The sequence below is a fragment of the Kitasatospora sp. NPDC094028 genome, assembly GCF_049543595.1.
GTDB lineage: Bacteria > Actinomycetota > Actinomycetes > Streptomycetales > Streptomycetaceae > Kitasatospora.
Genome location: NZ_JBMVFA010000005.1, coordinates 305,667 through 331,239 on the forward strand (window position 1 = coordinate 305,667; position 25,573 = coordinate 331,239).

Annotated in this window: 22 protein-coding genes and 1 tRNA gene; 17 read left to right on the forward strand and 6 right to left on the reverse strand. The window is 73.3% G+C overall.

Annotated elements, in window-relative coordinates; all coding sequences use genetic code 11:
• Positions 1-138 precede the first annotated feature (138 nt).
• On the reverse strand, positions 139-1,926 hold the full coding sequence (locus tag ACPC54_RS11495) for a dolichyl-phosphate-mannose--protein mannosyltransferase (protein WP_498963741.1): 1,788 nt from the start codon (positions 1,924-1,926) through the stop codon (positions 139-141).
• Between the two features lie 96 nt (positions 1,927-2,022).
• On the opposite strand from ACPC54_RS11495, the gene rsmI reads away from it, so the two are divergent.
• The 7 genes from rsmI to ACPC54_RS11530 all read left to right on the forward strand — a co-directional run bounded on the left by rsmI (position 2,023) and on the right by ACPC54_RS11530 (position 9,993).
• The gene (gene rsmI / locus ACPC54_RS11500) at positions 2,023-2,892 is read left to right on the forward strand and encodes a 16S rRNA (cytidine(1402)-2'-O)-methyltransferase (RefSeq protein WP_498963743.1); all 870 of its coding nucleotides are present in this window, start codon (positions 2,023-2,025) and stop codon (positions 2,890-2,892) included.
• A gap of 235 nt (positions 2,893-3,127) precedes the next feature.
• Positions 3,128-3,553 (forward strand): hypothetical protein, encoded by a 426-nt coding sequence (locus ACPC54_RS11505; RefSeq protein WP_498963745.1) that lies wholly within the window; start codon positions 3,128-3,130, stop codon positions 3,551-3,553.
• Positions 3,554-3,635: 82 nt separating this feature from the next.
• On the forward strand, positions 3,636-5,255 hold the full coding sequence (gene metG / locus ACPC54_RS11510; RefSeq protein ID WP_498963747.1) for a methionine--tRNA ligase: 1,620 nt from the start codon (positions 3,636-3,638) through the stop codon (positions 5,253-5,255).
• Positions 5,255-6,133 (forward strand): TatD family hydrolase, encoded by an 879-nt coding sequence (locus ACPC54_RS11515; RefSeq protein WP_498963749.1) that lies wholly within the window; start codon positions 5,255-5,257, stop codon positions 6,131-6,133. The genes metG and ACPC54_RS11515 overlap by 1 nt, the downstream gene beginning before the upstream one ends.
• A gap of 66 nt (positions 6,134-6,199) precedes the next feature.
• Positions 6,200-7,078, forward strand: coding sequence for a 16S rRNA (adenine(1518)-N(6)/adenine(1519)-N(6))-dimethyltransferase RsmA (rsmA, locus tag ACPC54_RS11520; RefSeq protein ID WP_498963751.1), 879 nt, complete (start codon positions 6,200-6,202; stop codon positions 7,076-7,078).
• Positions 7,075-7,989 carry a 4-(cytidine 5'-diphospho)-2-C-methyl-D-erythritol kinase gene (locus ACPC54_RS11525; RefSeq protein ID WP_498963752.1) on the forward strand — a complete coding sequence of 305 codons (915 nt, stop codon included), beginning with the start codon at positions 7,075-7,077 and terminating at the stop codon, positions 7,987-7,989. Before rsmA ends, ACPC54_RS11525 begins: the two co-directional genes overlap by 4 nt.
• Positions 7,990-8,175: 186 nt before the next feature.
• On the forward strand, positions 8,176-9,993 hold the full coding sequence (locus ACPC54_RS11530; protein WP_498963754.1) for an ABC-F family ATP-binding cassette domain-containing protein: 1,818 nt from the start codon (positions 8,176-8,178) through the stop codon (positions 9,991-9,993).
• Positions 9,994-10,067: 74 nt separating this feature from the next.
• On the opposite strand, the gene ACPC54_RS11535 is transcribed toward ACPC54_RS11530, so the two are convergent.
• Entirely contained in the window at positions 10,068-11,963 is a 1,896-nt protein-coding gene (locus tag ACPC54_RS11535) for an FUSC family protein (protein ID WP_498963756.1), read from the reverse strand.
• Between the two features lie 588 nt (positions 11,964-12,551).
• On the opposite strand from ACPC54_RS11535, the gene ACPC54_RS11540 reads away from it, so the two are divergent.
• The 4 genes from ACPC54_RS11540 (at position 12,552) to ACPC54_RS11555 (ending at position 17,586) form a co-directional block, all read left to right on the forward strand.
• Positions 12,552-13,037, forward strand: a complete 486-nt coding sequence (locus ACPC54_RS11540) for a DUF2563 family protein (protein WP_498963758.1) — start codon at positions 12,552-12,554, stop codon at positions 13,035-13,037.
• 43 nt (positions 13,038-13,080) lie between these two features.
• The gene (locus tag ACPC54_RS11545) at positions 13,081-14,703 is read left to right on the forward strand and encodes a WXG100 family type VII secretion target (protein WP_498963760.1); all 1,623 of its coding nucleotides are present in this window, start codon (positions 13,081-13,083) and stop codon (positions 14,701-14,703) included.
• Positions 14,704-14,846: 143 nt separating this feature from the next.
• Positions 14,847-16,085 (forward strand): S8 family serine peptidase, encoded by a 1,239-nt coding sequence (locus ACPC54_RS11550; protein ID WP_498963762.1) that lies wholly within the window; start codon positions 14,847-14,849, stop codon positions 16,083-16,085.
• A gap of 154 nt (positions 16,086-16,239) precedes the next feature.
• Positions 16,240-17,586, forward strand: coding sequence for an MFS transporter (locus ACPC54_RS11555; protein WP_498963764.1), 1,347 nt, complete (start codon positions 16,240-16,242; stop codon positions 17,584-17,586).
• Between the two features lie 20 nt (positions 17,587-17,606).
• Here ACPC54_RS11555 and ACPC54_RS11560 read toward each other — a convergent pair whose 3' ends face one another.
• Positions 17,607-18,203 carry a flavodoxin family protein gene (locus ACPC54_RS11560; RefSeq protein WP_498963766.1) on the reverse strand — a complete coding sequence of 199 codons (597 nt, stop codon included), beginning with the start codon at positions 18,201-18,203 and terminating at the stop codon, positions 17,607-17,609.
• A gap of 182 nt (positions 18,204-18,385) precedes the next feature.
• Here ACPC54_RS11560 and ACPC54_RS11565 point away from each other — a divergent pair, with 182 nt between their 5' ends.
• From ACPC54_RS11565 to ACPC54_RS11585, 5 genes are all read left to right on the forward strand, one after another.
• The gene (locus ACPC54_RS11565) at positions 18,386-18,808 is read left to right on the forward strand and encodes a winged helix-turn-helix transcriptional regulator (RefSeq protein WP_498963768.1); all 423 of its coding nucleotides are present in this window, start codon (positions 18,386-18,388) and stop codon (positions 18,806-18,808) included.
• 120 nt (positions 18,809-18,928) lie between these two features.
• Positions 18,929-19,004 (forward strand) — tRNA-Thr (locus tag ACPC54_RS11570).
• A gap of 159 nt (positions 19,005-19,163) precedes the next feature.
• Complete coding sequence (locus ACPC54_RS11575; protein ID WP_498963770.1) at positions 19,164-19,832, forward strand: response regulator transcription factor; 669 nt, start codon at positions 19,164-19,166, stop codon at positions 19,830-19,832.
• Between the two features lie 150 nt (positions 19,833-19,982).
• Positions 19,983-20,945: a UDP-glucose 4-epimerase GalE gene (galE, locus tag ACPC54_RS11580; RefSeq protein WP_498963772.1), complete on the forward strand. Its 963-nt coding sequence runs from the start codon at positions 19,983-19,985 to the stop codon at positions 20,943-20,945.
• 264 nt (positions 20,946-21,209) lie between these two features.
• Entirely contained in the window at positions 21,210-22,211 is a 1,002-nt protein-coding gene (locus ACPC54_RS11585; protein WP_498963774.1) for a LuxR C-terminal-related transcriptional regulator, read from the forward strand.
• Between the two features lie 77 nt (positions 22,212-22,288).
• On the opposite strand, the gene ACPC54_RS11590 is transcribed toward ACPC54_RS11585, so the two are convergent.
• Positions 22,289-22,786, reverse strand: coding sequence for a MarR family winged helix-turn-helix transcriptional regulator (locus ACPC54_RS11590; protein WP_498963776.1), 498 nt, complete (start codon positions 22,784-22,786; stop codon positions 22,289-22,291).
• Positions 22,787-22,897: 111 nt separating this feature from the next.
• Here ACPC54_RS11590 and ACPC54_RS11595 point away from each other — a divergent pair, with 111 nt between their 5' ends.
• Positions 22,898-23,689: a methyltransferase domain-containing protein gene (locus ACPC54_RS11595; RefSeq protein WP_498963778.1), complete on the forward strand. Its 792-nt coding sequence runs from the start codon at positions 22,898-22,900 to the stop codon at positions 23,687-23,689.
• A 12-nt stretch (positions 23,690-23,701) separates the two neighbouring features.
• On the opposite strand, the gene ACPC54_RS11600 is transcribed toward ACPC54_RS11595, so the two are convergent.
• Entirely contained in the window at positions 23,702-24,304 is a 603-nt protein-coding gene (locus ACPC54_RS11600) for a TetR/AcrR family transcriptional regulator (RefSeq protein ID WP_063780418.1), read from the reverse strand.
• 206 nt (positions 24,305-24,510) lie between these two features.
• Positions 24,511-25,515, reverse strand: coding sequence for an acyl-CoA desaturase (locus tag ACPC54_RS11605; protein WP_498963780.1), 1,005 nt, complete (start codon positions 25,513-25,515; stop codon positions 24,511-24,513).
• Positions 25,516-25,573: the final 58 nt, after the last annotated feature.

A 25,573-nucleotide genomic window follows, 5' to 3' on the forward strand; every position in this document is an offset into this window, starting at 1 on the left:
AAACGCGGTACGCCCCCACCCTAGGCAGCGTCGATCGGTGCGCCGACGAAACGCCGGGGACTTGTGACGGATCTGGTACGTGTCGCGCACCGCATACGGACGATTCCCGCCACCGCGGCGCACGTTTCCGGGCGGTTCTCAGACCCAGCTGTTGAACCACATCCGGGCCCGCCAGTCGTCCAGCGGGATGGTCTGCCCGGTGAACAGCGGATAGAAGTAGAGGAAGTTCCACACGATCATCAGCACCAGCAGCCCGGCCGCCGCCGAGCCGATGATCCGGCGGTCCCGGGAGGCGCCGGCCGGGCCGATCAGGGCGCCGATCAGCATCGTCACCGCCAGCACCAGGAACGGGACGAACGCCACCGCGTAGAACAGGAAGATCGTCCGCTCCTGGAAGAGGAACCAGGGCAGGTAGCCGGCGGCCAGGCCGCACAGCAGCGCGCCGGCCCGCCAGTCCCGGCGGAACGCCCAGCGCCACAGGCAGTACACCAGCGCCACCACGGCCGCCCACCACAGCAGCGGGGTGCCGATGCCCAGCACCTCGCGGGCGCAGTCGGCCGCCGTGCAGCCGGCCTCGCCGCGCTTGGGGGACTCGTAGTAGAAGGACACCGGGCGGCCCAGCACCAGCCAGGACCACGGGTTCGACTGGTAGACGTGCGGGTCGTGCAGGTTGGTGTGGAACTCGTAGACCGTCGAGTGGTAGTGCCACAGAGCGCGCAGGCCCTCCGGTATCCACGGGTAGTCGGTCGTGCGGGCGACCGCCCAGTCCCGGCCCCAGCCGCCCTGGCCGGGCGCGTTGCTGCTGGCGAACCAGCCCCACCAGGAGGCGACGTACGTCGCCATCGAGACCAGCACGAGCGACACGGAGGCCGGCAGCACGTCCCGGGTCAGCACGGCCAGGTACGGGCGGGGCGCGCCGGCCAGGCGGCGGGCGCCGACGTCCCACAGCACCGACATCAGGCCGAAGGCCGCCAGCACGTACAGGCCGCTCCACTTGGTGGCGCAGGTCAGCCCGATGCAGACGCCGGCCGCGATCCGGTACGGGCGCCAGCCCAGGCGCAGCCGCTGCGCCAGCTCGGCGTTCTCCACGCCGCCCAGCTTCGCCGCCAGCCGGGCCCGGGTGCGGTCCCGGTCCAGCAGCAGGAAGCCGAAGGCGGCGACGGTCCAGAACATCACCACCAGGTCGAGCAGCGCCGACCGGCTGAGCACCAGGTGCAGGCCGTCCACTGCCAGCAGCAGTCCGGCCACGCAGCCCAGCAGCGTCGAGCGGAACATCCGGCGGGCGATCCGGGCCAGCATCAGCACCGACAGGGTGCCGAGCAGGGCCACCGAGAACCGCCAGCCGAAGGGGTTCATGCCGAACAGCTGCTCGCCCGCGCCGATGATCCACTTGCCCACCGGCGGGTGCACCACGTACGAGGCCATCGGGCGGTACGGGACGGCCGTGCCCGCCATGATCTGCGTGTTGGCGTCCTCCGGCCAGTTGATCTCGTAGCCGCCGTGCCAGAGCGCGTAGGCGTCCTTGGCGTAGTACGTCTCGTCGAAGATGATCGCGTCCGGCTGCCCGAGGTGGACGAACCGCAGCGCGGCAGCGAACAGCGCCACCGCGATCGGGCCGAGCCAGCCGGACCAGCGGCACAGGAACCACCACAGGCCCTGCGGCAGCGACAGGCCCAGGCGCAGCAGCAGCGGCGACTGCGGCACGTCGCGCGGCGTCACCCGCGGGCCGTCCGGCATCGGCGGCACCAGGCGCTCGGTCAGCGGCACCGGCGCGCGGCCCGGGCGGCCGAACCGGGACAGGCGCTCGCGCCAGCCCGGGGACGCCTCGACCGGCGGGCGCGGGGACGGCAGGCCGACGCCGCCCTGCGCGGTGTGGTCTGTACCGGTGGGCGTCTGCGTCGCCGTGTCGCCGTTCACCCGCCACATCGTAGGCGCGCCGTTCGCACGCGTGAGCGCTCCCTCGGAAGCTGCCCGAATCGTCACCAAACGCCCCGGCGCCCGGCAGCTGGGAGGATAGGGCCCGTGACAGGAGTACTCGTTCTCGCAGGCACCCCCATCGGCGACGTCTCGGACGCCCCGCCCCGGCTGCTCACCGAACTCGCCACGGCGGACGTGATCGCCGCCGAGGACACCCGCCGGCTGCGCCGGCTCACCCAGGCGCTCGGGGTGACCCCGGCCGGGCGGGTGGTCTCCTACTTCGAGGGCAACGAGGTCGGCCGCACGCCCGAACTGGTCGAGGCGCTGCTCGGCGGCGCCCGGGTGCTGCTGGTCACCGACGCCGGCATGCCCTCCGTCTCCGACCCCGGCTACCGGCTGGTCGCCGCGGCCGTCGCCGCCGACGTCAAGGTCACCGCGGTGCCCGGGCCGTCCGCCGTGCTCACCGCCCTCGCCCTCTCCGGGCTGCCCGTCGACCGCTTCACCTTCGAGGGCTTCCTGCCCCGCAAGACCGGCGACCGGGCCCGGCAGCTCGCCACGATCGCGGCCGAGCCGCGCACCATGGTCTTCTTCGAGGCGCCGCACCGGATCGCCGAGGCGCTGACCGCGATGGCCGAGGCGTTCGGCCCGGAGCGGCCGGCCGCCGTGTGCCGGGAGCTGACCAAGACCTACGAGGAGGTCAAGCGCGGCCCGATCGGCGACCTGGCCGCCTGGGCGGCGGACGGCGTCAAGGGCGAGATCACCGTCGTCGTCGCCGGCGCCCCGCCGGCCGCGCCGCAGGAGCACACCCCGGCCGAGCTGGCCCGGCTGGTGGCCGTCCGCGAGGAGGCCGGGGAGCGGCGCAAGGAGGCCATCGCGGCCGTCGCGGCCGAGCTCGCGCTGCCCAAGCGGGAGGTCTTCGACGCCGTCGTGGCGGCCAAGAAGGACGGCGCACAGGCGCCCCGGAAAAACGGGTGAATTCCGGGGGTTGCGTGGCGCGCGGGGAGTCGTACCTTGGAGAGAAGGCCCCGGTAAACGCCCACTGAGCTGAAGTTTTGGTCGCGGATTCCGGAACTCGACGGGCCTTTCGTATAGGTCTCTCCAATCCGCGTCCAAGTCTTCACAAGAGGGGCGTCCAACGAGGCGGTCCGGGCATTTCCTGGAACGGAAAGACCCAGCCGGGCGAGCGCCCGGCGGGCGCTGGGAGACGGCTATGAGTGACATCGTCGGTAGCCCCCTCGGCGGCAGCGCGCTGAGCACCGCAGGCCTGGCCGGCCGGCCGAACACCCCCGTCGAGACCGTGCGGGAGGCCTACTCCTTCGCGTGCCTGCGCTGCGGGTACGGCTGGGAGCAGGCGTACGACATCGAGCACCACGTCGCCCGGGACGGACACGTCGTGTTCGAGTACCACGCCAACGGTGTCCGGGTGCCGTCGCCGCTCCTCAAGCCGACCTGCCCGGGCTGCGGCGGGCACACCGTCCGGATCATGCGCGAGGGCCGGGTGGCCGTCGCCGACCAGCCCTGGCAGCACGCCCCCGGCTACCCGGCGCACGCCGAGCCGGCCGGGCCGCCCTCGGTGCCCGGGCCCGCGAAGCCGCGCGGACGCTGGGCCCGGTTCTGGTCGCGGCTGCTGGGCTGACACCGGGGTGCGGGCCGGGGCCGCCCTCCCGCGGCGAAACGCGGTCGAGGGCGGCCCCCGCGCGCGACTAAGATTTCCGACCATGGCGGACACTGCAGACCACAGCACCACCGGGGCGAACGCCCCGGCGTACTACGTTTCCACCCCGATCTACTACGTCAACGACCGTCCGCACCTGGGCCACGCGTACACCACCGTGGCCGGCGACGTGCTCACCCGCTGGCACCGCCAGCGCGGCGAGAAGGTGTGGTACCTGACGGGCACCGACGAGCACGGTCAGAAGATCATGCGGACCGCCGACGCCAACGGCGTCACCCCGCAGGAGTGGTGCGACAAGCTGGTCGAGGAAGCCTGGAAGCCGCTCTGGCGGCACCTGGAGATCGCCAACGACGACTTCATCCGCACCACCGAGCAGCGGCACACCGCCCGGGTGCAGGAGTTCGTCCAGGACCTGTACGACAAGGGCGAGATCTACAAGGGCGGCTACTCCGGCCCGTACTGCGTCGGCTGCGAGGAGTTCAAGCTCCCCTCCGAGCTGCTCGACGGCGCCACCGCGGACGAGAAGCTCTGCTCCGTCCACAAGCGGCCGGTCGAGTGGCTGGAGGAGGAGAACTACTTCTTCCGCCTCTCCGCCTACGCCGAGCGCCTGCTGGAGTTCTACGCGGCCAACCCGGACTTCATCCAGCCCGCCTCGGCCCGCAACGAGGTGCTGCGCTTCGTCGAGCAGGACCTCAAGGACCTGTCGATCTCCCGCTCCACCTTCAACTGGGGCGTCCCGCTGCCCTGGGACGAGAAGCACGTCCTCTACGTGTGGGTGGACGCGCTGCAGAACTACATCACCGCGGCCGGCTACGGCAGCGACCCGGAGCGCTTCGCCGAGCTGTGGCCGGCCTCCGTCCACCTGGTCGGCAAGGACATCCTGCGGTTCCACGCCGTCATCTGGCCCGCCATGCTGATGGCCGCCGGGCTGCCGCTGCCCAAGCGGGTCGTCGCCAACGGCTGGCTGATGGTCGGCGGCGAGAAGATGTCCAAGTCCAACCTGACCGGCATCGCGCCCACCGACCTCACCTCGCACTTCGGCGTGGACGCCTACCGGTACTACTTCCTCCGGGCGATCCCGTTCGGCACCGACGGCTCGTTCTCCTGGGAGGACTTCACCGCCCGGTACACCTCCGAGCTCGCCAACGACTTCGGCAACCTGGCCTCCCGGGTCGCCGCCATGGTCGGCAAGTACTTCGACGGGTCGCTGCCGGCCTCGGCCGCGCACGGCGACGCCGAGCAGGCCGTCGCGGACGGGCTCGCCAAGGCCGTCGCCGCCGCCGACCTGAAGATCGGCGAGGAGCTCGACTTCGCCGGCGGCCTCGCGGCGATCTTCGAGTTCGTCAAGCAGGTCAACGGCTACCTCACCGAGCAGGAGCCGTGGAAGGTCGCCAAGGACGACTCGGAGGAGGGCCGGGCCCGCCTGGCCACCATCCTCTACACCGCCGCCGAGGCGCTGCGCGCCACCGCCGTCCTGCTCAACCCGGTGATGCCGTCCACCGCCGAGAAGCTGTGGGTCTCCCTGGGCGCCGAGGCCGGACTGGGCGCGCTGTCGGCCCAGACCATCGCCACCGTCGCCGACTGGGGCCGGCTGCCCGCCGGATCCACCGTCACGAAGGGCGAGATCCTCTTCCCGCGCCTCGAAGAGAAGCCCGCCGCCTGATGGCGAAGAAGGACGACGACCGGTCGACCCCGCCGCCGCTGCCGGAACCCCTGGCCGTGGCGGTGGCCGACTCGCACACCCACCTGGACATGCAGTCCGGCACCCCGGAGGAGGGGCTGGCCAAGGCCGCCTCGGTCGGGGTCGCCACCGTCGTCCAGGTCGGCTGCGACGTGCCCGGCTCGCGCTGGGCCGCCGAACTGGCGGCCCGGTTCGAGCAGGTGCACGCGGCCGTCGCCCTGCACCCCAACGAGGCGCCGCGGATCTTCCTCGGCGACCCGGACGGGTGGTCCGGGCAGCAGCGCCCGGCGGGCGGCGCCGCGGCGCTGGACGCCGCGCTCGCCGAGATCGACGCGCTCGCCGCCCTGCCGCAGGTCCGGGCGGTCGGCGAGACCGGCCTGGACTACTTCCGCACCGGGCCGGAGGGCGTGGAGATCCAGAAGGAGTCCTTCCGCCGCCACATCGAGATGGCCAAGCGGCACGGCAAGGCCCTGGTCATCCACGACCGCGACGCCCACGAGGACGTCATCGCCGTCCTGCTGGCGCAGGGCGCCCCCGAGCGGACCGTCTTCCACTGCTACTCCGGCGACGCCGAGATGGCCAAGACCTGCGCCGAGCACGGCTGGTACCTCTCCTTCGCCGGCCCGGTCACCTTCAAGGCCAACCAGCCGCTGCGCGACGCCCTGCTCGCCACCCCGCTCGACCGGATCCTGGTCGAGACCGACGCGCCCTTCCTCACCCCGCACCCCTACCGGGGGCGGCCCAACGCGCCGTACCTCATCCCGGTCACGGTGCGCTCGATGGCCGCCACCCTCGGGCTGCACGAGGACGAGCTGTCGGCGGCCATCGCGGAGAACACCGCCCGGGCCTTCGGGTACTGAGTCGTCCGGCACCCGCAGGGCGCCGTCCGGTCCGGGCGGCGCCCTGCGCGCCCGTATCCTTGGCGCGTGAGCACCACCGACCCCACCCCTGACAGCCACCTTCTCGGCGCCGCCGACATCCGGGAGCTGGCGGCCGCGTTCGGCGTGAAGCCGACCAAGCAGCGCGGGCAGAACTTCGTCATCGACGGCAACACCGTGCGGCGGATCGTCCGGGCCGCCGGGGTGACCGAGCAGGACGCGGTGGTGGAGGTCGGGCCCGGGCTCGGATCGCTCACCCTGGCGCTGCTGGAGGTGGCGCGGCACGTCACGGCCGTCGAGATCGACCCGGTGCTCGCGCAGCACCTGCCGGACACCGTCGCCGGGCGGATGCCGGGCAAGGCCGACTCCTTCGACCTGGTGTTCAGCGACGCCATGGAGGTCACCGAGCTGCCCGGGCCGGCGCCCACCGCGCTCGTCGCCAACCTGCCGTACAACGTCGCGGTGCCCGTCCTGCTGCACATGCTGGCGACCTTCCCCAGCATCGAGCGGACCCTGGTCATGGTGCAGAGCGAGGTCGCCGACCGGCTCGCCGCCAAGCCCGGCAACAAGGTCTACGGCGTCCCCTCGGTCAAGGCCAACTGGTACGCCGACGTGAAGCGGGCCGGCGCCATCGGGCGGAACGTGTTCTGGCCCGCCCCCAACGTCGACTCCGGGCTGGTCTCGCTGATCCGCCGCGAGCCGCCGAAGACCACCGCCAGCCGCACGGAGGTGTTCGCGGTGGTCGACGCCGCGTTCGCCCAGCGCCGCAAGACCCTGCGCGCCGCCCTCGCCGGCTGGGCCGGCTCCGCCGCCGGCGCCGAGCAGGCGCTCGCGGCCGCCGGAATCGACCACAAGCTGCGCGGCGAGATGCTGACGGTGGAACAGTTCGCCGCGATCGCCGAACACAAGCCCAAGGACACCGTGTGATCACCGTACGGGTGCCGGCCAAGGTCAACGTCCAGCTCGGCGTCGGCGGACTGCGCGCCGACGGCTTCCACGACCTGACCAACGTCTTCTTCGCGGTCGCCCTCGGCGACGAGGTCACCGCGAGCGCCGGCGAAGGCGTCACGCTGACCTGTGCCGGGCCCGACGCCGCCGTCGTCCCGCTCGACGACAGCAACCTCGCCGCCCGCGCCGCCCGGCTGCTCGCCGCCCACCACGGGATCACCGACCCCGGCGTCCACCTGCACATCGACAAGGCCATCCCGGTCGCCGGCGGCATGGCCGGCGGCAGCGCGGACGGCGCCGCCGCGCTCGTCGCCTGCGACGCGCTGTGGCAGCTCGACACCCCGCGCGAGACCCTGCTGGAGCTGGCCGCCGAACTCGGCTCCGACGTGCCGTTCGCCCTCGTCGGCGGCGTCGCGCTGGGCCGCGGCCGCGGCGAGATCCTCGAACCGCTCGCCGTGTCCGGCACCTTCCACTGGGTCTTCGCCGTCGCGGACGGCGGCCTGTCCACCCCCGCCGTCTTCCGCGAGTGCGACCGGCTGCGCGACGAGGCCGGCACCGGCTCCAGCGACACCGACGTCCCCACCCCCGCCGTCGACCCGGCCCTGCTCGCCGCCCTCGCCGAGGGCGACGCCGTCGCCCTCGCCGCCGCCCTGGCCAACGACCTGCAGGCCGCCGCGCTCTCGCTGCGCCCGTCGCTCGCCGCCACCCTGCGGGCCGGCACCGAGGCCGGCGCGCTCGGCGCGCTCGTCTCCGGCTCCGGGCCGACCTGCGCCTTCCTCGCCAAGGACGCCGACGCGGCCGCCGCCGTCGCCGAGGCGCTGCGCGCCTCCGGCACCTGCCGGACCGCGCACGCCACCCACGGGCCGGTGCCGGGGGCGGCGGCGCGGTAGCGGCGACGGGGCGATGCCGGAGCGGGGTCGTGCCGGGGCCGTGTTGGGTCGGTGCGGGGGCCGGGCGGGCTTGACGCGGCGGGGGCGATCGGCGCGGCCCATTAGGCTGGGGTGGATCGGGGTCTCCCCGAGACAGGAGCGGGCCGAGCCCGCCCCGCGACCGCCGAACCCAGGAGCGCAGCACACGTGGCCGTCAACCTCGCCACCATCGAGTCCGTCACGAAGGTCTACGGCACCCGCGCCCTGCTGGACGGAGTCAGCCTCGGCGTCAGCGAAGGCGACCGGATCGGTGTGGTCGGGCGCAACGGCGACGGCAAGACCACCCTCATCCGGATGCTCGCCAAGCTGGAGGAGCCGGACGGCGGCCGGATCACCTGGAACGGCGGCCTCGAACCGGCCGTCCTCACCCAGCACGACTCCCTCGACCCCGAGGCCACCATCCGGCACGAGGTCATCGCCGACCGCGCCGACCACGAGTGGCTCGGCGACGCCCGCATCCGCGACATCATCGAAGGCCTCTTCGGCGGCCTCGACCTGCCCGGCTTCGCGGACGGCCTGGACACCGTCATCGGCCCGCTCTCCGGCGGCGAGCGCCGCCGGATCGCCCTCGCCAAGCTGCTGCTCGGCTCGCCCGAGCTGATCATCCTCGACGAGCCCACCAACCACCTCGACGTCGAGGGCATCAACTGGCTCGCCCAGCACCTCCAGAAGCGCCGCTCCGCGCTCGTCTGCGTCACCCACGACCGCTGGTTCCTCGACCAGGTCTGCACCCGGATGTGGGACGTCCAGCACGGCGAGGTGCACGAGTACGAGGGCGGCTACTCCGACTACGTCTTCGCCCGCGCCGAGCGCTCCCGGATCGAGGCCGTCGAGGAGCAGAAGCGCCAGAACATGGCCCGCAAGGAGCTCGCCTGGCTGCGCCGCGGCGCCCCCGCCCGCACCTCCAAGCCGCGCTACCGGATCGAGGCCGCCAACGCGCTCATCGCGGACGTGCCGGAGCCGCGCGACAAGAGCGAGCTGATGAAGTTCGCCAACGCCCGGCTCGGCCGGACGGTCTTCGAGCTGGAGAACGTCACCGTGAAGGCCGGCCCCAAGCTGCTGCTGGAGAACCTGACCTGGCAGCTCGGCCCCGGCGACCGGATCGGCCTGCTCGGCGTCAACGGCGCCGGCAAGACCTCGCTGCTGCGGGCGATGCGCGACGCGTACGCCTCCGAGGGCGACGTGCAGCCCGCGTCGGGCGTGATCAAGGTCGGCAAGACCGTCCGGCTCGCCTACCTGTCCCAGGAGGTCGCCGAGCTGGACCCGGCGACCCGCGTCCTGCAGGCCGTCGAGCAGGTCCGCTCGCGGGTCGACCTCGGCAAGGGCCGCGAGATGAGCGCCGGGCAGCTGTGCGAGCAGTTCGGCTTCGGCAAGGACAAGCAGTGGACGCCCGTCGCCGACCTGTCCGGCGGTGAGCGGCGGCGGCTCCAGCTGCTGCGCCTGCTCATGGACGAGCCCAACGTGCTGTTCCTCGACGAGCCGACCAACGACCTCGACATCGAGACGCTCAACCAGCTGGAGGACCTGCTCGACGGGTGGCCCGGCTCGATGGTCGTCATCAGCCACGACCGCTTCTTCATCGAGCGCACCACGGACGTCGTGCACGCGCTGCTCGGGGACAAGCGGATGCGGATGCTGCCCAGCGGCGTCGACGAGTACCTGGAGCGGCGGGCTCGGATGGCCGCCGACGCCGCCCCCGCCCCCACCGCTGTCGCTGCCGCGCCCGCGGCCGAGGCCGCCGCCGGCCTGTCCGGCGGCGACCTGCGGGCGGCGAAGAAGGAGATGCAGAAGCTGGAGCGGCAGATCGCCAAGCTGGACGAGAAGGAGAGCAAGCTGCACGCCCAACTCGCCGAGCACGCCGCCGACTTCTCCAAGGTCGCCGAACTGGACGGGCAGCTGCGGGCCGTCCGGGACGAGAAGGAGGAGCTGGAGATGACCTGGCTGGAGCTCGCCGAGCAGGTCTGAACCGGCCCACTGGAGGCGGGAGTTCGGGACCAGGGCGTACCCTGCGGACCCCGTGGGGATCCGCAGGGCACGCCCTAACTCCGTCTGAGGAGCAGTTCGAGCTCGTCCGCCGCGCGGCCCAGTGCGCTGAGCGCCGGGTCGTGCGGCGCGGTCGGCCGGGCGGCCGGCCTCGTCGGCGGGCGGTGCTCGCGGGCCGCGGCCGTCAACTCGTCCAGCGCCCGGCGGACCCGGTCGGTCTCCGCCGGGTCCGGCACCCGGCCGCCGTAGCGGACCTGCGCCGAATACGCCGCCACCGCGCCGCCCAGCCGCTCCAGCGCGGCCGTGGCCGGCAGCCACCGCTCGGCCAGCCGACCGGTCGGCGGCGGCTCCGCCAAGCCGTGCCGCACCTCCTGGCGGGCGTCCGCCAGCGACCGGTACGCGGTGCGGCGCAGCCACACCTGGGCCTGGGGCCGGTCCTCGTGGGCGGTGGCGTCGAGGTAGGCGCGCAGGGCCGTGGTCGCCGCGACCAGCCGGGGCTCGATCCGGTGGCGGGGCCGCTCCGGCCACAACAGGTAGCCCAGGAGCAGTACGATCGCGCTCGCGAGCACGGTGTCCAGCACCCGGGGCCGGAACTCCGCCGCGCCGCTGCGGCCGCCGAGCTGCAGCAGCACCAACGCCATCGGGGTCATCGCCACCGTGTTCAGGCCGTAGTGCGCGGCCGTCGCGTACGGGAGCAGGGCGACACAGAGCGCGGCGATCGCCGTCAGCGCCCACGCGTTCGTGGTGAGCGAGAGCAACGCCGCCGTCACCGCCACACCGAGCACCGTGCCGATCGAACGGCTCACCGCGCGCAGGAACACCGAACCCAGATCCGGCTTCAGCACGAAGGCGATCGTCATCGGCACCCAGTAGCTCCGGCTGAGCGGGAAGGCCGCCGTCACCGCCGAACCCGCCGCGATGCACAACGCCACCCGCAGCCCGTACCGCGCCGAGGCCCGGGACAGCGGCCGCGCCCGCAGCCGCCACGGATCGGGCGGCGGCGCCGGCGCGGTGCCCAGCCGCGCCTCCCGGCCGGCCACCGTGTCCGCGGCCGCGCGCAGGGCGGCGTCCAGCGCCCGCCGGGCCGGCGTGTCCGGCCGCCAGTGCGGCACCGCCACCTCGCCGCCGCCCCGCAGGACCGCCGCCGCCAGCCGGGCCGGCACCCCGGCCACCTCCGGCGGGACCGGGCGCCAGGCCCACAACAGGCCGGTCGCCGCCTCGGTGGCGGCGAGCGCGGCCTCGTACATCCGGCAGAGCCGGGCGGCGCGGGGGCCGGTGCCCCCCGGCAGAAGATCCTGCAACTGGTTCAGGCGGGCCGTCAGCACCTGGCGCGACTCCGCGCCCCGCGGAGTGCCGAGATCGGCGAGCGTACGGCCCAGCGCCTCGTACGCGGCGGCGAGCGCCCGGTAGCGCGGATCGGCGGCCGGGCGGTGCCGGGTCCGGCCCGGCAGGCCCAACAGGGTCACGAAGGCCGCCCCCGCGAGCAGCAACGGCGCCGCCGCCCACCACGGACGCGGCAACGGCATGCCACTGCCCAGCGCCGCCGACACCAGCAACAGCATCCCGGCAGCCGAACCGCGCGGACCCGTCGCGCTCAGAGCGCCGGAGACGAACGCCGTGGCGGTCAGGGCCGTGCCCAGGGCGACGGCGCCCGCGTGCGCGTGCTGCAGACCCGTGCCGATCAGCATGCCGAAGGCGGAGGCGAGCGCGGCCGACGCGATCCTCGTGGCCCGCGGCCGGGCCGGCTCCACCCGGTCGTTCATCGTCGCGTGCATCGCACCGAGGCCCGCGAACACACCCAGGTCCAGGCGGTGAGTCAGCAGGCCGGCCGTCAACGGCACCGCCATCCCCACCGCGGCCCGCACCATCAGCGCCAGCGGCCAAGGCGCCCGGGCCGGACGCGCGGCGCGCGCCCACCAGGCGGCGGGCGGCGCGGAATCGGGGGAAGGCATGCGGTCACGTCCGTTCTGCGGCCTCAGGGTCGCTGCTGTGCGACATTGCGCGGCAGATGGGGCGTACCCGGTCATCCTAGCCACGGGGCCCGGGCGGCAGTTCGGCGGGCGCTGTACGTGTCAAGTTCGTACCGATCGTGCACGGGCGGGCCAAGGGCCCTGCCGGTCCGACAGGGGCGATGGCTACCATGACGGAGGCGGAATCCGCCTCAGGGCGGGCGGGTTCGCCGACGAGGGCCGCAAGGCCCCGAAGTTGACGGAGCATTGCGGGAAGGCAGTCGCCGGGGGCTCCCGGACGCGGCCGCCCGCACGGGGGAGAGGTGAACTGCTGTGTCAGGTGGTTCGGGGAACACGCCGGTACCGAGCTCGGGAGCGAGCCCATCGGCGACACCCACGGGGAGCCCGTCGTCGAGTCCGACCGCGACGCCTACGTCCACTCCGGGGGCGACGCCTACGCCGCCGGGAAGCCCTTCGTCCGGCTCCACACCGACGACGCCCGCGACGCCGACGACTCCGGCGCCGAGCACGACGGGGACCGACCCGAACGGGACCCCCGCGGCGAACCCCGACGACGCCACGCCGTACTCGTTGGGCGGCTGGTTCGCCCCGCTGCGAAGCATCGTCCAGACCGGCAACAGCGCCAGCGACCTGGTCTCCGCGTTCGGCAAGCACGATGTCGAGATCGAGCTGCAGACGCTCACCAAGTTCGCCAAGCAGGTCGAGGCACTGCTCGCCGCGATGGAGGGCTCGGAGGCCGCGCCGTACAAGTTGGCGGCGCAGAAGGTCACCGCGGACAGCTTCGTCAAGCCGGGGGAGGCTGACAAGTTCCCGGAAGCAGGGGCGCTGAACACGGCCTACAACAAGGTCCATGCTCAACTCGTGAAGTTGCACAAGGACTTCGCGGCCCAGATCGAGGCGATGAAGAGCGCTGTCACGGACACGCACAGCAAGTACGCGACAAACGAGGACCACACGACAACCGCCCAGAAGACGGTGGCGCAGGGTGCGGGCCTGACCCCGCCGTCCACGGGGTCGAGCGGGCCCGCGCCGAAGTCCAACGACATCAAGCTCTGACAGCGGCGCGAGAAGAGGTTCACGGGGAGACGGGGAGCAAATCATGACTGGAACGACGGACTTCACTCAGTATTCCCACGCCACGCTCAGGGGATTGGTCGACGGCGCCAAGTCGTCGCAGGACCTTCTGACGCGGGCGGGGAAGCTCCAGGAGGCCGGACGCGTCCTGGCGGATCTGAGCACGGCCTTGCAGGGACATCTCGGCAGCGTCCAGTGGGAAGGCCCGGCCGCAGAGGGTTTCAAGACCTGGGTCGGGAACCTGTACAAGTCCGCGGCGATCATCTCGCAGCACTCCACGACGGCCGGCAACGCGATGACCCAGGCCGGCGAGGCCCTCAGCACCGCCAAGACCGCTGTGCCCCTGCTCCCGGGCGCCGCGATCGACACGGTGGACAAGCGCCGGAAGCAGGCCGTCATGATCCCCCCGAACGTGGAGTCCAAGCTCGCGGTCGGGGGGACGATCGACGGCTACATGAAGGGGATCAACAAGGACTGGGTCACCGAGGACGAGGCCAAGCAGGCCCAGGTGACGATCGACAAGGAGAAGCAGGAAGCCGTCCTCCAGCTGGAGAAGCTGGCGCAGGCGTACAGTGCGGCGACGACGACGCTGAACGGGATCGACACCACCGTGGTGCTTCCGGGGTCCCCTGGTTCGGATGTGGACAAGGGCTCCAGCTCGGAATACACCGGAGGTGGTGGCTCCGGCGGCTACTACGGCGGTTCTCACCGCAGTCCCCGCGCGAGCGGTGGCAGCACCGGTGGGAGTTACAGCCAGCCCGTGGCCAACTATTTCGATGGTTCAAGCCTTCCGCGTCACCCTGGAACGGGCTCGAACTCGTACGACCCGGTCCGAACCGAGCCGATCTCTACGCACGGCGGTGGACAGCTCCCGCCCACACCGCAGGACCCGGGTTCCTCACTGCCGTCCTACCCGTCCGACCCGATCAACCGGCCGGGGACCGGGCTCGACAGCCTGCCGCCGACACCGACCCTGCCGACCCAGACCTTCCCGACCGGACCTGCACCCTCGGGCGGCCCGAACATGAACCCCGGGTACCCCAGCGGCCCGGTCGGGAATCCCAGCGGCCCCAACGGCCTCCCGATGACCGGCATTCCCGGTGGGATCCCTGGCGGTTCGGTTCCGGCGAGGGGCGGTTCGGTCCCCGGCAGGGCTGGATCGATCCCGCCTCGCACGACGCCGTTCGGCGCTGGTCCGACGCCCGGGAAGGCCGCCAACCCCGGCCTGCCCACCGGGCCCGTCGTCGGCGGTCGTGAGGTCCCGGCCGGTGGTCGTACGGGGAACCCGAGCGGTATGGGTGGCATGCACCCGGGCATGGGAGGCCACGGCGTCGGTGGCTCCGGTGGTTCGAGCGGGTCGCGTGGGCGGGGCCTGACCTCGACCAGCGGCGGAACGGTCGGTGGCCGCAAGGGACCTGCCGCCGGCGGCGAGTTCACGCCGGGCGGCACGGGCCTGCGCAACCGCGCAGGGGCAGGCGCTGGCGAGGGCCGGGCCAGGCCGGGCCAGAACGGCATGATGGCGCCCGGAGGGGCCGGTCACGCGGGGCGCAACGAGCGTGACCGTCGCAAGCGTGCCGACTACCTGCACGAGGACGAGGAGACCTGGACCAGCGGTACGCCGCACAGCAACCCGGACGTGATTGAGTAGGCAGGCAACGGCTGCCCGGCCACTGGGCCTTCCCAGTGGCCGGGCAGTTCTGTTCGGGCGCTGGTCATTTCTGGCAGGGACGTTGACGAGGAGTTGTGATGGGGCGGACGCGGGTGCGGAGGTTCGCTGCGGCGGTCCTGGCCATGGGGGTAGTGGTCGGCCCGGCTGCTCTGCCGGCTGCCGCTGATGGCTCGGTTCGGAACGACCAATGGCATCTGGACGCGATGCACGCAGAGGAGATGTGGAAGGTCTCGACAGGCCAGGGTGTCACGGTTGCGGTGATCGATGGCGGGTTCAAGCTTGACCATCCGGATCTGGCAGGGCAGTTCCTCCCAGGTAAGGATTTCGGCGGCGGCGAGGGCGGAGTCGGCGCATACGGCAACGGACATGGCACGCAAATGGCCGGCCTGATCGCGGGGACTGGAAGAGCCAACGGCGGTAAGGGTGCTTACGGATTGGCGCCCGGAGTGAAGATCCTTCCTTTGAAGATCAATACCGGTTCCGAGGGGGCCGTGATCTCTGTCGACTTCCTTGATCAGATTGGGAAGGCGATCGACTATGCGGTCGGGCAGGGCGCCAAGGTCATCAGCATTTCTCAGGGGATGAACGCCGGCAGGACTTCCCCGGAAGATGTAGCCAAGTTGAATCGCATTCTTGCATCTGCAAGGGCAAAGGGTTCTCTGGTTCTTGCGGCGGCCGGGAACGAGGCCAAGTCGGGGAATCCTGTCGACTACCCGGGTGGTCTTCCCAACGTCGTCGGAATCGGCGCCATGGATCGGAATGGAGCTGTGACGGAAGAGTCGGAGTATGGTCCGCAGGTGGCTCTCGTCGCCCCTGGCAAAGACACGATCTCGGCCTGTACGGCCCCTTCCGGATATTGCACCGGCCACGGAACGTCGGATGCGACGGCTCTGGCTTCAGCTTCGGCAGCCCTGGTGTGGTCGGCGCACCCGGATTGGTCGCCGAATCAGGTTCTTCGGGTTCTCATCAACACAGCAAGCCGCGCGAACGGGGGAACGGTTCGTACGGACGACGCTGGCTGGGGCGGGGTGCGGCCGCGGATCGCGTTGACGGACCCCGGTGACCCCGGTCCCGCTGATGTCTCGCCGTTGCCGGCCGATGTGGCTGCGGCGTCCGCTGCTCCGACGTCCGCTGCCCCTTCGGCCGCGTCCTCGGCGCCGAGTGCCGCCGCGAGTCCGAGCAGTGCGCCGGTCGGCGCGCCGACCGTGCAGCCGAAGGCGGACTCCGGCGGCAGCAGCGCCCTGCCGGTCGTCGGTGGTGTGGTGGCCGGGCTGGTGGTGGTGGCGGGTGTGGTGTTCGTCGTGCTGCGGCGCAGGAGGGCGGCGGCGGTGCCGCCCGGGGGCAATCCGTACGCGCAGTGAGCAGTAGGTAGGGGCGCGACGCCCGGGCTGCCAGGTCCCCCTGGTAGCCCGGGCGTCGCGCGTTGTGGCGGTGGGGCGTGCGGGCCGTGGCTGTGCGCGGGGGTCACCCGGGTGGGGGCTGGTGGGGGCCGGGGTGGGTCGGGAGGGTGGTGGTATGGGTGCGGAGGGTGCTTGGCGGGATGGGCAGTTGCGGCGTGCGGCGGCTGCGGCGTTGATCGGGACGGCGATCGAGTTCTACGACTTCTTCATCTACGGGACGGCCGCGGCGCTCGTCTTCGGGCCGGTGTTCTTTCCCGGGCTGGGCGGGGTGGGGGCGTTGTTGGCGGCGTTCTCGGTGTATGCGGTGGCGTTCCTGGCCCGGCCGTTGGGGGCGGTGGTGTTCGGGCATTTCGGGGACCGGGTGGGGCGGAAGGCGACGTTGGTGGTGTCGCTGTTGCTGATGGGGTCGGCGACGGCGGCGGTGGGGGTGCTGCCGGGGTTCGCGGCGTGGGGGTGGTGGTCGCCGGTGGCGCTGGTGGTGTTGCGGGTGTGCCAGGGCCTGGGGTTGGGCGGGGAGTGGGGTGGGGCGGCGCTGTTGATCGCGGAGAACGCGCCGGCGGAGCGGCGGGGGCGGTACGGGGCGTTCCTGCAGTTGGGGCCGACCGGCGGGTTCGTGTTGGCGAACGGGGTGTTCCTGGCGCTCCAACTCGGCCTGGACGAGCGGTCGTTCCGGGAGTGGGGCTGGCGGGTGCCGTTCCTGGCCTCGTTCGCGCTGGTGGTGGTGGGGCTGGCGGTGCGGCTGCGGTTGGACGAGACGCCGTTGTTCCGGGCGGTGGAGGGGCGGGAGCGGCCGCCGGTGGTGGAGGTGGTGCGCGGGCACTGGCGGACGGTGTTGGCGGGTGCCGGGGCGCTGACCGTGGGGTACGCGCTGTTCTACCTGACGACGACGTACGCGCTGGCGTACGCGACGACCGGGCTCGGGGTGGCGAGCACGGTGCTGTTGTCGATGCTGCTGGTCGGCGCGGTGGGTGACGCGGTGATGGTGTGGGTGAGCGCCTCGCTGAGTGACCGGTGGGGCCGGCGGCGGACGTTGCAGTGGGCGACGGGCCTGGCGGCGGTGTGGTCGCTGGTGCTGTTCCCGCTGTTGGAGACGGTGCGCCGGCCGTTGATGTTCACGGCGCTGGCGGGCGCGATGGTGGTGCTGGGGTGCCTGTTGGGGCCGATGGCGGCGTTCCTGCCGGAGCTGTTCCCGACGCGGGTGCGCTACACGGGTGCCGCGTTGACGTACAACCTGGGCGGGGTGGTCGGCGGGGCGACGACGCCGCTGGTGGCGACGAGGCTGACGGAGTCGTACGGCACGGCGCAGCCGGTCGGCTGGTACCTGGCGGGGCTGGGGGTGCTGGCGCTGGGGTGCCTGCGGCTGCTGCCGGACACGACGGGTGTCGAGCTGGCGGCGGTGGACCGTGCGGCGGACGGCGGACGCCGCCGGGTGCCCGCCCTGGGGGCGGACCCGGCGGCGTAGCCGTACGGGGGCGGAGGGCCTCAGCCGGCCAGGGCGGCGCGGCCGGCCAGCACGATCGCGGTGTGCTTGGCGACGCGCTCGCCGAGGTGCTCGGCGGTCGCGATGTCGGCCTTGTGGACGGCCTCGGCGCCGGCGTCGGAGGGGGAGGAGGCGGCGGCGCCGTTGAAGAAGCCGAGGCGGTTGATGTCGTTCTCGCTGGCGGTGGTGGCGTTCCAGCCGGGCTTGAGGCCCAGGTTGACCCAGCTCATGCCGTGCTGGGCGGCGAGGGTCTGGAAGTAGGCGAGGGTGCTCGCCTTGTCGCCGCTCTTGGAGGCGGAGTTGGTGAAGCCGGCGGCGACCTTGTCCTGCCAGGCGTCGATGAACCAGCGCTTGCTGGTGGCCTCGGCGAAGGTGTGGAAGGCGCCGGAGGCGCTGCCCATGTAGGTGGGGGAGCCGAAGACGATCGCGTCGGCGGCGTCGAGCTGGGCCCACTGCTCGTCGGTGATGGTGTCGACGGCGATCTGGACGACCTCGGCGCCGCCGGCGGCGGCACCGCGGGCGACGGCCTCGGCGATCACGGCGGTGTGGCCGTAGCCGGAGTGGTAGGCGAGGGCGACGGTCGGGCGGATGACGGTCATGCGGGGCACTCCTGTACGGGGACGGGCGTAGGCCGGGGAGGGGCGGCGGGAGACGGCCGGGCCGGGCGTGGTGCGGGGCCGGTCCGTCTTCGGTCTCCAATATAGACCAGGTTTCCATCGGAGACCAAGCGCTGAAAAGAGACCAGGGGTGGATTGGAGACCGGCGGACTACCCTGGAGGGCATGACGACGCAAGAAGTGGCCCGGGCCGCGGCCGACCGGGGCGGGGAGCAGGAGCAGGACCACAACGTCTTCGCCCAGCTCTGCCCCAGCCGCGAGGTGTTCGCCGAGCTGGCCGACAAGTGGTCGATGCTGATCCTGATGGACCTCGCCCTCTGCGGCCCGCAGCGGTTCTCCGAACTCCAGCGCGGGATCGGCGGGGTCAGCCGCAAGATGCTCACCCAGTCGCTCCGCGCCCTGGAGCGCAGCGGCCTGGTGCTGCGGACGGTCCACCCGGAGACGCCGCCGCGGGTGGTCTACGACCTGCTGCCGCTCGGCCGGGAGCTGGCCGCCCTGCTCGCGCCGATCGGCCGCTGGACGGAGCGGCGCACCGGGCGGATCGTCGCGGCGCGCGAGGAGTTCGACGCGGCGCACGCCGAGGGCTGATGCGGGTGAGGCGCCGGTGGCGCCAGCCGCTCGGAGCCCGGACCGGAGCCGATTTCCCTTTCGGGTCGGCGGCCGTGTAATGTCTTCCTTGTTCGACCGGCCCGGCGAAAAGCCCGGCAAGCCCCTATAGCTCAGTCGGTAGAGCGTCTCCATGGTAAGGAGAAGGTCTGCGGTTCGATTCCGCATGGGGGCTCCACAGAAAGACCCCTCGCCTGACGGCGGGGGGTCTTTCGCGTTCCCCGTTCGGGGGCCCGGGCGTCGAGGTCTGGCGGGTCGGGTACGGAATGCGTTCTGATGGTGCGTCATCGGCCGTCCGCCCGAGGGGTGCGGGCGCGACCCCGACCGGGAGGGCGTCATGGGCGTTCGACTCGTGGTGGTCGACGACCACCGGCTGTTGGCCGAGGCGCTGGCCACCGCGCTCCAGTTGCGCGGGCACCGGGTGCTCGCGGTCGGCACCCCGGCCGCGGTGGCGCCCGACCTGGTGGTCGGGCGGCGCCCGGAGGTGTGCCTGCTGGGAGTGGCCGCGCCGGGTGGGCCGGGGGCCTTCGACGGGCTGCGCCGGATCCGCCGGGAGTGCCCCGGGGTGGCCGTGATCGTGCTCGGGCCGGTGGGTGAACTGCGCGGCGTGGCGGGGGCGTTCGCGGCCGGTGCGGCCGGGTACGTGCCCAGCGACGAGCGGATCGAGGTGGTCGAGCGGGCGATCGGGCGGGCCCGGGCGGGGGAGGCGGCGGTCGCCGTGGACGTCCTGCGCGGGGCCTTCGACCAGTTGCTGCGCCCGGCGGTCGAGCCGGACGACGAGGCGGTGCGGCTGCTGCGGCTGCTGACCCGACGTGAGGTGCAGGTGCTGGCCCGGATCGCGGACGGCGAGGACACGGCGGCGATCGCGGCCGGGATGCGGATCGCCGCGAGCACCGCCCGGACCCACGTCCAGCGGGTGCTGATGAAGCTCGGCGCGCGGACCAGGCTGGAGGCGGCCGCGGTGGCGGCGCGCACCGGTCTGCTGGAGCGGATGACGGACGGCTGAGCGCGGGGTGAACGGTGCGGGGCGAGGCCGCCGGGGCCGCCGGCGTGGTCCGGAGCACACCGGCGGGCAGGGAGAATGGCCCCAGTCGTTCGCATCTCGTCGACGGCGCCGCCGACCGGGCGGGCGCCGTCGCCCGCTGGAGGTCTCAACATGAGTAAGTACCTGGTCACGGGTGGCGCCGGCTACGTCGGCAGCGTGGTGGCCGCCCACCTGCTGGAGGCGGGGCACCAGGTGACCGTCCTGGACGACCTCTCCACCGGTTTCCGCGAGGGCGTCCCGGCCGGGGCCGAGTTCGTCGAGGGTCGCATCCAGGAGGCCGGCAAGGTCCTGGACGACTCCTTCGAGGGCGTGCTGCACTTCGCCGCCTCCTCGCAGGTCGGCGAGTCGGTCGTGGACCCGGAGAAGTACTGGCGCAACAACGTGGCCGGTTCGCTGGAGCTGATCAGCGCGATGCGCGCGGCCGGCGTGCGCAAGCTGGTGTTCTCCTCCACCGCCGCCACCTACGGCGAGCCGGAGGTCGTCCCGATCGCGGAGACCGCCCGCACCGCGCCGACCAACACCTACGGCGCCACCAAGCTGGCCGTGGACCACCTGATCACCAGCGAGGCCGTCGCGCACGGCCTGGCCGCCGTCTCGCTGCGCTACTTCAACGTGGCCGGTGCGTACGGCTCCTACGGCGAGCGGCACGACCCCGAGTCGCACCTGATCCCGCTGGTCTTCCAGGCCGCGCTCGGCCAGCGCCCGCACATCGCCGTGTACGGCGACGACTACCCGACCCCGGACGGCACCTGCATCCGCGACTACATCCACGTCGCGGACCTCGCCGACGCGCACCTGCTGGCGCTGGACGCGGCCAAGCCGGGCGAGCACCTGATCTGCAACCTGGGCAACGGCAACGGCTTCTCGGTCCGCGAGGTGATCGAGTCGGTCAAGCGCGTCACCGGCCGGGAGATCCCGGTGCAGATCGCCGCCCGCCGGGCCGGCGACCCGGCCGTGCTGGTCGCCTCCGCCGAGCGCGCCCACCAGGCGCTGGGCTGGCAGCCGCGCCGCCCCGGCCTGGACGACATCGTCGCCGACGCCTGGAAGTTCACCCTGGAGCGCACCGGCCGGTGACGGCGAGCAGCCGGTAGGAAGGACGGCCGGTAGGAACGACGGCCGGACGACGCCCGCGGGCGCCGCTCCCCACCCGGGGGGTGGCGCCCGTCGCGTTCGCGCAAGCGCCGCCCCGAGGGGACGATTCCGGCCACCCGCGCACATCCTGACGAAACTTCACCAAACCACCACGAGCGCCTTTCCCGGCCCGTACGCTGAGGGCGGCACCGGGCCCCGGGGGCGGACCGGGTCGGCTCGGGCGGTCTGAGCAGGGGGGAACTGACGATGGGGCGGATCCGCGTCCTGGTGGTCGACGACCACCGGATCTTCGCCGAGGCGCTGGCCGCGGCGCTCGCCGCCGAGCCGGACGTGGAGGTGGGTGCGGCCGGCAGTGCGGCCGCCGCCGAGCGGGCGCTGGAACGGGCCGGCACCGAGGGCCGGCCCTACGACGTGGTGCTGGTCGACGCCGACCTCGGCGCGCAGGCCGCGCAGGCGGTGCAGGCCGCACAGGCGGCGGCCGCGCAGCCGGCCCAGCCGGCCCGGCCGGCGCACCTCCCGCCGGCGGGCCCGCCGGCCGGTCAGCCCGGCGATCCGGCCGCCCGCCGCCGCCCGGCCCCGGCCGTGCCGCAGCCGCGCCGCCCGGCCCTGCCGCCCGCGGCGGTGTCCGCGCCGCCGCCCGGCGCCCGTCCGGTGCTCGACGAGCGCGCCGACCGCCTCCAGCAGCACCGCCCGGACCAGCTCAGATCCGTCGCCCCGGCGCCGGACGGCATCACCCTGCTCGGCCGGCTCCGCCGCGCCCACCCGGGGCTGCGCGCCGTCGTCCTGGCCGTCGCCGACGACCCGCACCGCGCCGCCCGGGCCCTGCACGCGGGCGCCACCGGCTGGGTGGCCAAGGAGAGTTCGCTGGCCCGGCTGCTGGCGGTGATCCGCGGCGTGCTGCGGGACGAGACGCACCTGCCGCCGGCGCTGCTCACCGGGGTGATCCGGGAGCTGACCACCGCCCGGCGCGACCGCACCGAGAGCGAGCGGCTGGTGGACACCCTGACGCCGCGGGAGAAGCAGATCCTGCGCTGCATGGTCGCGGGCCTCGGCCGGCAGGCCGTCGCCGAGCGGCTGTACCTGTCGCCGCACACCGTCCGCACCCACATGCAGAACGTGCTGGGCAAGCTCGGGGTGCACTCGACGCTGGCGGCCGTCGCGGTGGCCCGCCGGGCGGGGGTGAGCCCGGCCGAGCCGGCCGTCCCGGCGCCTCCGCAGTCGGTGGCGGGCGCCGCCGAGCGGGGTTGAGGGCGAGCGGGGCCGAGAGCGAGCGGGGCTGAGGGCGAGCGGGCCGAAGGGCGAGCGGGGTCGGGGAGCGCGCGGGCTCAGCCCGGGATGTTGTCGAACGGGGCGACCAGCAGCCGCAGCAGTCCGGCGAGTTCGCCCTGCTGGCCGGCGGTCAGCTGGGCCAGCAGTGCGCGCTCGTGCACGAGCAGTCCGGCGAGCGCCTGGTCGGCGCGGTCCCGTCCGTCGTCGGTGAGCCGGACGAGTACGCCGCGCCGGTCGTCCGGGTCGGGCAGGCGCTTGACCAGGCCCTTGCCGGTGAGGCGGTCGATCCGGTTGGTCATGGTGCCGGAGGTGACCAGGGTCTGGGTGAGGAGCTGGCCGGGGGAGAGCTGGTACGGGGAGCCGGCCCGCCGAAGGGCGGTCAGCACGTCGAACTCCCAGGGCTCCAGGCCGTGCTCGGCGAAGGCGGTGCGGCGGGCGCGGTCCAGGTGCCGGGCTAGCCGGCTGACCCGGCTGAGGACCTCGAGCGGTTCCACGTCGAGGTCGGGGCGCTCCCGGCGCCACGCTGCGACCAGCCTGTCGACCTCGTCCTCCATGACGATCAGTGTATCGGTGGATGTGTCGATGTGAAGTCTCTTGACATCGAGAAATGTGCCAGCGAGGCTAACCGGAGATATCTTGATATCGAGATACTTGAGAGGTGAGCCATGACCACCCCCGTCTGGGACCCGACTCAGTACCTGCGCTTCGCCGACGAACGGACCCGCCCGCTGCGTGAGCTGCTGGCCCGCGTCCCCGCCCTCCCGCACCCGGGAACCGAGGTGGTGATCGACATCGGCTGCGGCCCCGGCAACTCCACCGCCGCACTGCGCGAGCGCTGGCCGCACGCCCGCCTCACCGGCGTCGACAGCTCCGCCCCGATGCTCGCCACCGCCCGTACCGAGGGCGAACCCACCGCCGAGTACCTGCTCGCCGACGCCCGCGACTACGACCCGGCCCCGGCGCGGCCCGACCTGATCGTCTCCAACGCCACCCTGCAGTGGGTGGACGGGCACCTCGCGCTGCTGCCGCGCTGGGCCGGCGCCCTCGAACCCGGCGGGGTCCTCGCCCTCCAGGTGCCCGGCAACTTCGACGCCCCCAGCCACACCCTGCTCGCCGACCTGCGCCGCAGCGCCCGCTGGCGCGACGCGCTCGGGGCGGAGGCCGTCCGCGCCGGCGTCCACCCGCCCGGGCGCTACCTCGACGCGCTGGCCGCGGCCGGCTGCCTGCCCGACGTCTGGGAGACCACCTACTCCACCCTGCTGCCGGGGCCGGACCCGGTCCTGGAGTGGGTCAAGGGCAGCGCCCTGCGCCCGGTCCTCACCCGGCTCACCGACCCGGCCGACCGGGCCGCCTTCCTCGCCGAGTACGGGCGGCTGCTGCGCGAGGCCTACCCGGCCGGGCCGCACGGGACGGTGTTCCCGTTCCGGCGGATCTTCGCGGTCGGGGTCAGGCGCTGAGGGCCCGCGGGCTCAGCCCTTGCGCTCGCCGACGAGTCTCGGGTGCCGCTCCAGGCCCTCCAGCCCGTGCCAGGCCAGGTTCACCAGGTGCGCCGCCACCGTCGCCTTGTCCGGCTTGCGGACCTCCAGCCACCACTGGCCGGTCAGCGCGACCATCCCGACCAGCATCTGCGAGTACATCGGGGCCAGCCGGGCGTCGAAGCCGCGGGACTTGAACTCCAGGCCCAGGATGTCCTCGACCTGGGTGGCGATGTCGCTGATCAGCGAGGCGAAGGTGCCGGTCGACTGCGCCACCGGCGAGTCCCGGACCAGGATCCGGAAGCCGTCCGTCGAGGTGTCGATGTAGTCCATCAGCGCGAACGCCGCCTGCTCCAGCAGCTCGCGCGAGTGTCCGCCGGTCAGCGCGCCGGTCACCATGTCGAGCAGCAGCTGCATCTCGCGGTCCACCACCACCGCGTACAGCCCTTCCTTGCCGCCGAAGTGCTCGTACACCACCGGCTTCGAGACCCCGGCGCGCTCCGCGATCTCCTCCACCGAGGTGCCGTCGTAGCCGCGCTCCGCGAAGACCGTCCGGCCGATCTCCAGCAGCTGCTCCCGCCGCTGCTTGCCGGTCATCCGGACCCGGCCGCCGCGGCGGCGCGGCGCGGCGGCGGCCTGGCCGTCGCTCCCGGGGCGCCGGTCGGCGGCTCCGCCCGCCGGTGCAGCGGCACGCGGACGGGCGGGCGCCGTATCGGGCGCCGCGTCCGTCCGCGTGCTGAGGTGACCGCCTGTGCTGTCTGCGCTGCTCCCGTTCACCCCTACATCATGCTGGAAGCGCCGCCTCATGCGGCGCGGCGGGCGGCGATCCGCTGCGCGTCCGGCCACCGGACGTCCCGGACCCAGCCGGCCAGCTCGAACCAGCGGATCAGCCGGGCCGAGGAGTCGATCTGCCCGCGCAGGACCCCGTGCCGGGCCGCGGTCGGGTCGGCGTGGTGCAGGTTGTGCCAGGACTCGCCGCAGGACAGCACGGCGAGCCACCAGACGTTGCCGGAGCGGTCCCGGGAGCGGAACGGGCGCCGGCCGACCGCATGGCAGATCGAGTTGATCGACCAGGTGACGTGGTGCAGCAGCGCGACCCGGACCAGCGAGCCCCAGAAGAAGGCGGACAGCGCGCCCTGCCAGGAGAGCGTCACCAGGCCGCCGGCCAGCGGGGGCAGCAGCAGGGAGATCAGGGTCCAGAGCCAGAACAGCCGGGAGATCCGCCTTATGGCCGGGTCCCGGACCAGGTCGGGGGCGTACTTGGCCTGCGAGGTCTGCTCCTCGTCGAACATCCAGCCCATGTGCGCCCACCACAGGCCCTTCATCAGCGCCGGGAGGCTCTCGCCGTAGCGCCACGGCGAGTGCGGGTCGCCCTCCTTGTCGCTGAACCGGTGGTGCCGGCGGTGGTCGGCCACCCAGCGCACCAGCGGGCCCTCGACGGCCAGGCTGCCGGCGATCGCCAGGCCCAGCCGGACCGGGCGGGAGGCCTTGAAGGCGCCGTGGGTGAAGTAGCGGTGGTAGCCCACGGTGACGCCGTGGCAGGTGAGGAAGTACATGACGACGGCGATCGCGACGTCCGTCCACCCCAGCCCGCGGCCCCAGGCCACCGGGACGGCGGCCACCAGGGCGGCGAACGGCACGAGGATGAACAGCAGCAGCGCGATCCGCTCGGCCCGGCCCTGCCGCTCCCCGCCACGGGTGGCGGACAGCTGGGTGGCGGCGTCGGCGGCCGGATCGGCGTCGTCGTCGGCGGACGGGGTGGGAGACGCGGCGTCGCCCGCGCGCGTCTCGCCTGCCTGGATGGTCATGGGCGTCCCTTTGCGGCGTCCCGGTACGGGAGAGGAGCGGAGGCTACGGGGGCGTAAC